The organism is Photobacterium sanguinicancri (assembly GCF_002265265.1).
Taxonomy (GTDB): Bacteria; Pseudomonadota; Gammaproteobacteria; order Enterobacterales; family Vibrionaceae; genus Photobacterium; species Photobacterium sanguinicancri.
In genome coordinates this window covers 40,246-46,653 of the sequence record NZ_NOIF01000016.1, presented here as the reverse complement: position 1 = coordinate 46,653, position 6,408 = coordinate 40,246, and the positions used below count along the sequence as shown (strand labels likewise).

The window sequence follows — 6,408 nt, the reverse complement described above, 5'->3', positions numbered from 1 at the left end:
AATATAAGCGTTTTTGTTCAACTTGATAATGACCACTATTCGCCGACTGTCAGTCTTATTATTTGCAAGTGATTATGACTAAAAAGAGTAAAATCATATCCAATACTGATCAAGTCGAAGTTCGCGATTTTGATCTTGCTAGCCCAGAACATCGTATCGGTGCGCTCCAAGCGATCATCGATAATGTCTGCAAACAATTTGAACGAACGGCTCGGCAGTCATACCACCATCTACTTCGCCACCCTGTATCGTTTAGCCTTGAACAACAAGACACGCTGAAACTTCAAGATTATTTGCAGCAGATGCCAAAGCCGTCACTGTACCGTGAGTTTATTGTGTCACCACATGACTTACACGGCACCATTGCGATTGATGGCGAGCTGCTTTTCTTTATGGTCGATCTGTTCTTTGGTGGTCTTGGCAGTAATAAACGAAAACGTACTGAGATGAGTGATACGGAACTTCGCTTAGTCGAACGCTTTTTTTGTGTCGCCCTTGAGCATTTCTCCAACGGCTGGCACAGCATCACTAATTGGCAAAGCGAGCTAACCGAGAAGAATACACTGCGCCTCGGCAACATGATGCAAACCAATCAACTCTATCAAGTCTGTCACTTCACAATGGAAGTAGCCGGGCATAAGGGCTGGCTGGCGATCTCGCTACCTTTTGCCGGATTGGACTTTTTACGTGACCAGCAAAAACCGATAGATATTGATACCGACCCTGAATTACAGGCCCGAATTCAAAATAAAATCTGTCAGGCGCCAATGCACCTAACAACAACATTAGCAGAGCGCCGTTTGCCTTTAGGTAACGTGATGGATCTAAAAGCTGGTGATGTTATTCCGATTGAGTTACCAAATGAAGTTACGGTTAAGGCGGGGAATACAGCCCTGTTTACTGCGCGCGTTGCGGAAAACAATGCCAGCCTAGTTCTTCAAGTCCAAAGCGTGATTAAGCAAAATAGGAATTAAAATGTCTGAACAAGTCTCTGATTTAAATATCGATCTTGATGACCTTGATCTTGGCAGCTTAGGGCAAGACCCAATGCCCGCTGCGATGAATACTCCAACGCAAGATATGAGCTTCATTCGAAATATTCCAGTCAATCTGACACTGGAAGTGGCGAGCACTGAACTGATGGTCGGTGACTTAATGAATGTCGGTTTAGGCACTGTAATTGAGCTTGATAAGCTTAGCGGTGAAGCGATGGATGTGAAAGTCAACGGTACTCTACTTGGCCATGCTGAAGTGGTTATTGTGAACAACAAATACGGCCTACGTTTAGTCGATGTGGTTGATGACAATGACATGCTAAAAGGGCTTACCAAGTAATGCGCTATCTGGCTTTAATGGGCTTATGGCTCTTTGCTTGTACGCCTGCATGGGCACAAGATTTGTCATTACTGACCATTAACGGCCCAGCAGGGCAAGAGGAATACAGCGTAAAGCTACAAGTCTTCTTGCTCATGACAGCGCTGGCTTTTTTACCCGCCATGTTGCTGATGGTAACCAGCTTTACCCGCATTATTATTGTGCTCGGTATTTTACGCCAGGCCATGGGTTTACAACAAAGTCCACCCAATCGTATTTTAGTCGGTATCGCGATGACAATGACCTTATTTATCATGCGTCCCGTGCTTTATGACATCTATGATAATGCGGTAATTCCTTATCAAGAAAACCAAATGACGTTGCAAGATGCGGCACAAACAGCGGCAAAGCCACTGCGCCAGTTTATGTTGCAGCAAACACGTGAAACCGACTTAGAACAAATTCTGCGTATTGCCAACGAGTCTCCCCCTGACAATCTCGATGACCTCGATTTTCTGATTGTCATGCCAGCATTCGTCCTTAGTGAGCTTAAAACCGCGTTTCAAATTGGCTTTATGTTATTCATCCCCTTTTTGATTATCGACATCGTTGTCGCCAGCGTATTGATGGCGATGGGTATGATGATGCTATCGCCACTGATCATTTCCTTACCATTCAAGCTAATGATTTTTGTCATGGTCGATGGCTGGTCAATGACGGTTGGAACATTAAGTGCCAGCTTTGGCTAAGCAGTTATTCATCACCGGGGAAATGGATAAGATATGGGTTCAGAATTTGTAGCGGCATTTTTTGGTGATGCACTCGTTATCATCATCAGCATGGTGTGCGTATTAATTGTGCCAAGCCTTTTGGTTGGTCTTGTGGTCAGTATTTTTCAAGCCGCCACCCAAATCAATGAACAAACGCTGAGTTTTCTCCCGCGCTTACTGGTTACTTTGGCTATGCTGGGGTTTGCTGGCCCTTGGCTACTGCGCACATTGGGTGATTTATTTACCCGTCTGTTCCTCGATATTCCACATTTAATCGGTTAACCCATTATGGAGTTATCCGCAGCGCAATTCACCGCATTAATCGGGCAGGTATGGTGGCCGTTCTTTCGTATTAGTGCCGCATTAATGCTGATGCCTATCTTTGGTGGTAGCCAAATTCCGGTACAGGTCCGCATTGCCTTATCGCTAATTATTAGCGTGCTTGCCGCTCCGTTAATGCCGACAATGCCTGCGGTTGACCCCCTTTCTGTTGAAGCGCTAATTCTCGCGGGGCAACAAGTGATCATCGGCGCTATGCTCGCCTTATTGCTCGATTTACTCTTTGCCATTTTCACTACGATGGGGCAGATCTTATCGATGCAAATGGGCCTAGGGATGGCGATGATGAATGACCCGATTAATGGGGTCAGTATTCCTGCGTTAGGTAAGTATTATCAACTCTATGCTTTAATGCTTTTTCTGGCGCTAGATGGCCATTTAGTCGCGTTAGATGTAATGGTACAAAGCTTCAACATTTGGCCCGTAGGCGAGATGATGAGCCAAATGGCACTGCATACTATCATCATGCGATTTGGCTGGATGATGGCCGCCGCTTTGCTGCTCTCATTACCCGCTGTTTGTGCCATGTTATTGGTCAATGGATCATTCGGTATGATGAACCGCGCAGCACCTCAGCTTAACGTGTTTGCACTTGGCTTCCCGATGACTATGCTATTGGGTCTGATCTGTTTACTGATCACCACATCTGGCATTCCTGAAAACTTCACCCGTTTAAGCAGCGAAACCCTATCACTGATGTTAACGCTTGAGGAGGTACGGCCATGAGCAATGACAGTAGTCAGGATAAAACGGAACAGCCCAGTCAGCAGAAATTACGCAAAGCCAGAGAGGACGGTAACCTCCCTCGTTCAAAAGAGCTGGTAACGGCGTTAATGACACTGGGTAGTGCACTACTACTGACGGCATTTGGTGGCACCTTGGCAGAAATGTTTCGTCAAGTGACCCTACTGAATATGCGGTTATCTAAAGAAGCCGCTTTTGACACTAAAATCATGCTTCAGAACCTCAGTGAAAGTTTATGGTTAATGGTATCTGCCATTGGCCCTATGCTAGGACTGTTGGTACTCATTACCATTTTTGCCAACCTGCTTCGCGGGGGCTGGAACCTGTCGGCAAAATCAGCCCAACCCAAATTCTCCAAGCTTAATCCTATTTCAGGGATTAAGCGGATGTTCTCGACCAAGTCATTAGCTGAGCTGGTCAAAAGTATTCTCAAGGTCACCTTAATTATCGCCACCTTGGTGCTGTTAATTAAAAACACCCTCAACGACATTGTGAATTTACAACGTTTACCGCTGCCCGAAGCCATGCTACAAACCGTCGATTTTTTATGGCTTGGGCTATTTAGCTTTGGGTTAGCGCTGCTGTTCATTGCGATTTTAGAACTGCCATATTCGGGCTGGGAGTACACCAAACAGCTCAAGATGACCAAACAAGAAGTAAAAGAAGAAAGTAAAAACAGCGAAGGTCGCCCTGAAGTCAAAGCCCGAATTCGCCAGCTACAACAGCAAATGTCGCAACGTAGTTTGACCCAAACCGTGCCCCAAGCGGATGTCGTCATTACCAACCCAACGCACTATGCGGTGGCACTGAAATACGATTTAGATAAAGCTGGAGCACCCTTTGTGATCGCCAAAGGTGTCGATCAAATGGCGCTCCAAATTCAGCAAGTGGCACGCCGCCATGATTGCCCTGTGGTAGAAATTCCGCCGCTTACCCGTGCCGTGTATTACTCCACTAATGAATGGCAGGAAGTGCCTGCTCCTTTATATGTCGCCGTTGCACATATTCTGACGTTTGTTTTCCAAATGAAAGAATATCAAAAAGGGCGTCAGCCAAGTAAACCTGAATTTCCACGGGTCTCTATTCCCCGAGAACTTCGTCGTTAACGAGAACAATCTGCCATGAAACAGAAACTCGCTCCCATTATGTCCGTGCTTAGCAAAGGGCAAATAGGGATCCCGCTCCTCCTGATGACCCTTCTTGCAATGGTCATCTTACCCGTGCCTCCCGTTATTCTGGATATGCTGTTCACCTTCAACATTGTCTTGGCTTTGTTGGTGACCTTGGTCAGTGTTTACAGTAAACGTTCGCTCGATTTCTCGGTATTTCCGAGTATCTTGCTGATTGCGACATTGCTCCGTCTGGCATTGAACGTGGCATCAACACGGGTGGTATTACTCCATGGTCACGAAGGTGGCGATGCGGCAGGTAAGGTAATTCAAGCCTTTGGTGATGTGGTTATCGGTGGTAACTATGTTGTCGGTATGGTGGTGTTCGTTATTCTGATGATCATCAACTTCGTGGTGGTCACCAAAGGTGGCGAGCGAATTTCAGAAGTTAGCGCCCGCTTCACCTTGGATGCGATGCCCGGTAAACAGATGGCGATCGATGCGGATTTAAACGCAGGTATTATCGACCATAACCAAGCCAAGAAACGCCGTGAAGATGTCGCCCAAGAAGCCGACTTCTTTGGTTCGATGGACGGTGCGTCCAAGTTTGTTCGTGGTGATGCTATCGCGGGGATGTTGATCCTATTTATCAACATCATTGGTGGTGTCAGCATTGGTGTATTTCAACATGGCTTAGGCTTTTCAGACGCGTTCCAAACCTTTGTGCTGCTCACCATTGGTGATGGCCTTGTAGCGCAAATTCCATCGCTATTACTAGCAACATCTGCGGCTATTGTGGTAACTCGCGTTACCGACAGCAATGATTTAGCCAATCAAATTACCAGCCAAATGCTGGCATCGCCGCGCGCACTGTATGTCGTGGCAGGTATCATGCTGGTGTTAGGCTTGATCCCTGGCATGCCCCATGTGGCATTTCTATGTTTTGCTGCCGTCGTTGCGTTTGCTGGCTGGAAAATGCGGGAAGAAGCACCGACGATCAATCATGACGATTTGGCGCGTGCCGAAGAGATCGTTGAACAACATGATCAACCCGACCAACGTGAAATTGCGTCAAAAGATATTCCTCTCGTTCACGCTATCAGTCTGAATGTGGGCTATCGCTTAGTGAACTTGATCGACCGAAAGCAAGGTGCTGAATTACTTAGTCGCTTACTTGGTGTACGAAAAACCCTCACTGAGCATCGCGGCTTTGTGGTGCCTCAAATCCATGTGCGTGATGATTTAGCATTAGATGCCAATCATTATAAAATTGCCGTTCGCGGTGCCAATATCGTAGAAGCTGAAGTCGAAATGGACTGCCTACTGGCCATTAATCCAGGGCAAGTTTACGGCAATGTCGATGGCATTATGACGCGCGATCCCGCTTATAACATGGAAGCCATTTGGATTAAGCCTCACGATAAAGATAAAGCGGTGAACCTAGGCTATACCGTGGTCGACCATGCCACCATCATTTCGACCCATATCAGTAAAGTGATCAACGACTGTATTGAAGAAGTACTCAGCCCAGAAGAAGTAACCGGAATAATGGATCGCTTAGCGGCGCTTAACGGTAAATTAGCAGATGACCTACAGCAGAAGTTAACCCAGCAACAGCTACTGCGTGTTTTCCGTCAGCTGACCGTCGATGGGGTGTCACTATCGGATATTGTTACGATTGCCAACTCGCTGGTTGAATCAGCCGAACTATCCAAAGATCCTATCTTGTTAGCAGCCGATGTTCGCTGCATGTTACGCCGCGTCATTTTAGGCAACTTAGTGGGTACCAAGGCTGATATTCCTGCTATTACGCTGTCAGCAGAGCTCGAAAATATGTTGGTTAATGCGCTAAGCCAGGCGCAAGCCGGTGGTCACGTTCAACTCGATGGTTTCGCCCTTGAGCCAACCGTGATTGAAAAACTACAACGCAGCTTGCCAGAGGTGCTGGATAACATGCGCCTAAATAGCCATACTCCAATTTTATTGGTGATGCCACAATTACGCCCACTGCTAGCACGTTATTCTCGAATTTGTGCCCGTGGTTTACATGTGCTGTCATTCAATGAAATCCCCGATGATCGCAATATCTCGGTCGTCGGCAACATGGGCTAAGCTATCGCGCTCACAAGAAT

At 46.7% G+C, this 6,408-nt stretch carries 7 protein-coding genes; all 7 read left to right on the top strand.

The features are described from left to right. Positions 1 to 74 precede the first annotated feature (74 nt). Genes ASV53_RS04660 through flhA form a run of 7 tightly spaced genes read left to right on the top strand, consistent with a single transcriptional unit; the run spans position 75 to position 6,388 of the window. The gene (locus ASV53_RS04660) at positions 75 to 974 is read left to right on the top strand and encodes a flagellar motor switch protein FliM (RefSeq protein WP_094956279.1); all 900 of its coding nucleotides are present in this window, start codon (positions 75 to 77) and stop codon (positions 972 to 974) included. Position 975: 1 nt separating this feature from the next. Beyond that, positions 976 to 1,335 (top strand): flagellar motor switch protein FliN, encoded by a 360-nt coding sequence (gene fliN, locus ASV53_RS04655; RefSeq protein WP_062690156.1) that lies wholly within the window; start codon positions 976 to 978, stop codon positions 1,333 to 1,335. After that, positions 1,335 to 2,063, top strand: a complete 729-nt coding sequence (gene fliP, locus ASV53_RS04650) for a flagellar type III secretion system pore protein FliP (protein ID WP_094956278.1) — start codon at positions 1,335 to 1,337, stop codon at positions 2,061 to 2,063. Before fliN ends, fliP begins: the two co-directional genes overlap by 1 nt. 33 nt (positions 2,064 to 2,096) lie before the next feature. After that, positions 2,097 to 2,366 carry a flagellar biosynthetic protein FliQ gene (locus ASV53_RS04645; RefSeq protein ID WP_048899827.1) on the top strand — a complete coding sequence of 90 codons (270 nt, stop codon included), beginning with the start codon at positions 2,097 to 2,099 and terminating at the stop codon, positions 2,364 to 2,366. A 6-nt stretch (positions 2,367 to 2,372) separates the two neighbouring features. Then, entirely contained in the window at positions 2,373 to 3,149 is a 777-nt protein-coding gene (fliR, locus tag ASV53_RS04640) for a flagellar biosynthetic protein FliR (protein ID WP_189337824.1), read from the top strand. Beyond that, on the top strand, positions 3,146 to 4,273 hold the full coding sequence (flhB, locus tag ASV53_RS04635; protein WP_094956276.1) for a flagellar biosynthesis protein FlhB: 1,128 nt from the start codon (positions 3,146 to 3,148) through the stop codon (positions 4,271 to 4,273). The genes fliR and flhB overlap by 4 nt, the downstream gene beginning before the upstream one ends. Before the next feature lie 15 nt (positions 4,274 to 4,288). Beyond that, positions 4,289 to 6,388 carry a flagellar biosynthesis protein FlhA gene (gene flhA / locus ASV53_RS04630; RefSeq protein ID WP_094956275.1) on the top strand — a complete coding sequence of 700 codons (2,100 nt, stop codon included), beginning with the start codon at positions 4,289 to 4,291 and terminating at the stop codon, positions 6,386 to 6,388. Positions 6,389 to 6,408 lie beyond the last annotated feature (20 nt).

Excerpts from the sequence above, each read along its gene's own strand:
- fliP (WP_094956278.1), top strand. The coding sequence starts at position 1,335 with ATGCGCTATCTGGCTTTAATGGGCTTATGGCTCTTTGCTTGTACGCCT.
- ASV53_RS04645 (WP_048899827.1), top strand. The coding sequence starts at position 2,097 with ATGGGTTCAGAATTTGTAGCGGCATTTTTTGGTGATGCACTCGTTATC.
- fliR (WP_189337824.1), top strand. The coding sequence starts at position 2,373 with ATGGAGTTATCCGCAGCGCAATTCACCGCATTAATCGGGCAGGTATGG.
- flhB (WP_094956276.1), top strand. The coding sequence starts at position 3,146 with ATGAGCAATGACAGTAGTCAGGATAAAACGGAACAGCCCAGTCAGCAG.
- fliN (WP_062690156.1), top strand. The coding sequence starts at position 976 with ATGTCTGAACAAGTCTCTGATTTAAATATCGATCTTGATGACCTTGAT.
- ASV53_RS04660 (WP_094956279.1), top strand. The coding sequence starts at position 75 with ATGACTAAAAAGAGTAAAATCATATCCAATACTGATCAAGTCGAAGTT.
- flhA (WP_094956275.1), top strand. The coding sequence starts at position 4,289 with ATGAAACAGAAACTCGCTCCCATTATGTCCGTGCTTAGCAAAGGGCAA.